The organism is Paraburkholderia sp. GAS348 (assembly GCF_050434205.1).
In the GTDB taxonomy this organism is placed as follows: domain Bacteria; phylum Pseudomonadota; class Gammaproteobacteria; order Burkholderiales; family Burkholderiaceae; genus Paraburkholderia.
The window spans coordinates 1-2,773 of sequence record NZ_JBNPVT010000056.1 but is presented as its reverse complement, the minus strand read 5'-3'; the positions used below and the strand labels follow the sequence as shown (position 1 = coordinate 2,773).

The following is a 2,773-nucleotide window of genomic DNA, read 5'->3' as shown; positions in this document are numbered from 1 at the left end:
ATCGCATCCGCTGCCAAAAATCATGAACACGATATCCATAACGCCCGTCCCTCAAACCCCGTTTACACGGGATCCAAATTCAACAGCCTGCTAGGCTTCGACTCGTTGCTGGGTAGCACGTCTCACGTGAGCACGATCTGGTGATGGCGATGGCAGTCGCGCGCACCGGGTACCCCGCACGTTATGAGGGCACGCAGATGCCCACCATGCTGAGGTGGACATCTGCTGCGCCGACATCTCGCGCGAGTCTACGTGTGGTAAATCTCGCGCTCACGCACGACTATCTCCCGGCGTGGTGGGCGACACAGACCAGAAACCGCAATACGGGTCAGGCGGACAGTCCACCGTCTATGGCGAGATCGATTCCGGTCACAAATTTGGACTCATCGGAGGCGAGGTACACGCAACCGTACGCAATCTCCTCTGGCTCGCCCCATCGCCCAATTGGCCCGAGACTCGCCGCAGCGAACTCCTGCGCCTCGGCGTTCTGCATCGACGCGGGCGTCCGAATGATTCCGGGATGCACGGCGTTGACCCGGATGCCTTCGCCGGCATGCGCCAAGGCCGTGGACTTGGTAAATTGCCGGATCGCGCCCTTGGACGCATGGTAGGCAGCGAAACTGGGGCCGCCACGCAGCCCGAACAGCGAGCCGATGTTGATGATACTGCCGCCGCCGCGCTTACGCAGATGCCCGATGGCATGCTTGGTCGCCAGAAAGGTGCCCTTGGCATTGATGTCGATTATGCGGTCCCACTCTTCCTCGCTGGTCTGCTCGGCGGTTTTGCCGATGCCTACGCCGGCGTTGTTGACCAGCGCGTCCAGACCGCCGAAGCGCGCGACAGCGCGTTCCAGCATGGCTTGGACCTCGGATTCCACACGGACATCCGCCTTGACGAACTCGGCCTCACCGCCCGCAGCCTTGATCGCCGCCGTGCAGCGTTCGCCACCGACCGGATCCACATCGACAACAACAACTTTAGCGCCCTCGCGGGCAAAGACAGTGGCGATGCCCTCGCCGATGCCGGAACCCGCACCGGTTATGACGGCTACTTTACCTTGCAGGCGGCCCAATCCCTTTACCGACATTGATGCACCTCCTTTCCTGTAATGGTCAACCGGCTTTCGGGCGGACGCCGCAGCGCCGCCCGAAAGGTTCCGCCTTCAGACCCAGAAGGCGAAGAAGCGCGCCTCAAGGCTTTCCCGGGGCGTCGCATCGGGGTGGAGCTCGGTGTTGTTGAAGCTGCTGTGCCAGACGGTCTGCTCGTCGTTGAATTTGGTGTCGTAGCCCTTGAAGATCAGCAGTTCCTCCTCGCGCATGTTGGAAAAGTAGTACCACTTGTCGTCCGGATCGTAGAGGCCCAAGCGTGTCTCGACGGTGTGCCCCTCCGCCTCCATGCTGGTGACGTTGTCCATTATCACGCACTTGCCGGGCTTGATGCTGAAGCCGTCAGTGAGGGCCAGCGGGAAATCCTGAGGTGGCTTCGACACTGCCCGCCAAGTGTTGTACATCACCACCCGCTTGTACGGCGGCACTTTGATCTTCTCATCCTCCTGGACCCACGTGGCCCAGTCGTGGAAGGTCCTCTGAGTCACATCTGCATGCACGAAGCCAGCCGGCCGGGTAGTGTCGTCGCCGTTTTCGCCAGGTGCGCGCTGGGACAGGCGGACCTGGCAGTAGGTGCGGTACGGAAGGACGTAGTCGGCGCCGGAGATCTTCTTGATTACCTCCTTGATCTCGTCGTGGTAGGTGCCCTCCAACTGCCTCGCGTCACGCAGGTGCGAGACGCTGCTGACATGGTCCACCAGGATGAAACCTGCCTTGTCCAGATCGAGCTGGCCGCGAATCGGGCGCGCGTCGTGGATGGTGACCTTGTGCGCCTCCAGCGGCCGATAGGTCTGGCTTGGATCGAGCACGCTGGATCGGGCGCGAGGGATGTTCTGACTAAAATTCATGTAGGCCTCTACCGAGGGCAGGTGGACCTCGGTATAGGCCTGTGCAGCAGCGGCGGAACCAGACATGTTCGGTACTCCTCTTGGAATTTTGCTGGATTCTTCGGGCAGGATCAGTCGGCCACAGGTGCGCTGGTCACGGCGACGATAGCTTCCGACGTTTCCCACTCGCTCTTCCAGCCCGGCGGCGGCGGCGCGATGTGATCGGCTGCATTGTTTCGCTTCGCCATCTCATAGACCGCACGGCAACCAACGATGACCGACAGGTCCGGCGAGCCGTCTGGCTTCACACCACACAAACCGCCAAACAGGATCGAGTACTGCAGCACGTTGTCGGGACCGATCTCAGCGCTGTGAGCGATCTTGGCGCCCTCGCCGATGTAGTTGTTGGCGACGATCTTGCCGTACTCGTAGTCGAAGCTGCCACTGAGGATGAAGCCATAGGCCTCGCCGAGGTGGTAGTGCGGCTCGACTTTCATGCCACCCGGCACGTCGAGGATCATAACGAACATGTCGCGCTCCCAGTTCACCGTCATCAGCTTGAAGACGGGACCTTGGGCGCTGCCGATGAGATTGAAGGGCGACCAGGCGATCTTGTTGAAGCGCGCGATATGGGCGCCGTCAAAGAAATAGCCGCTCTTGTCGATCGGCAGTGGCTTGATCTTGGCAAGCCGCTCTTTTTCGGAAAGGAACATAATTTTAGGACCTCGAACGTGGAAGTGGAGGATCAGTCCGGCAGCAAAGCCTTGCCGTTATCGATGAATACCTTGCGCAGGATCTCCGGGCTGTGGCCCTGCAAATTGCGCACGAAGCTGCCCATCG

3 protein-coding genes are annotated in these 2,773 nt (G+C 60.7%); all 3 read right to left on the bottom strand.

Annotated elements, in window-relative coordinates:
• Positions 1–328: 328 nt before the first annotated feature.
• Complete coding sequence (locus P3T22_RS33105) at positions 329–1,087, bottom strand: SDR family NAD(P)-dependent oxidoreductase (RefSeq protein WP_429327268.1); 759 nt, start codon at positions 1,085–1,087, stop codon at positions 329–331.
• A 75-nt stretch (positions 1,088–1,162) separates the two neighbouring features.
• Entirely contained in the window at positions 1,163–2,020 is an 858-nt protein-coding gene (locus P3T22_RS33100) for a CmcJ/NvfI family oxidoreductase (RefSeq protein WP_429327267.1), read from the bottom strand.
• A gap of 44 nt (positions 2,021–2,064) precedes the next feature.
• A complete protein-coding gene (locus P3T22_RS33095) occupies positions 2,065–2,646 on the bottom strand; it encodes a cupin domain-containing protein (protein WP_429327266.1) in 582 nt (193 codons plus the stop codon).
• Positions 2,647–2,773 lie beyond the last annotated feature (127 nt).

Excerpts from the sequence above, each read along its gene's own strand:
- P3T22_RS33100 (WP_429327267.1), bottom strand. The coding sequence starts at position 2,020 with ATGTCTGGTTCCGCCGCTGCTGCACAGGCCTATACCGAGGTCCACCTG.
- P3T22_RS33095 (WP_429327266.1), bottom strand. The coding sequence starts at position 2,646 with ATGTTCCTTTCCGAAAAAGAGCGGCTTGCCAAGATCAAGCCACTGCCG.
- P3T22_RS33105 (WP_429327268.1), bottom strand. The coding sequence starts at position 1,087 with ATGTCGGTAAAGGGATTGGGCCGCCTGCAAGGTAAAGTAGCCGTCATA.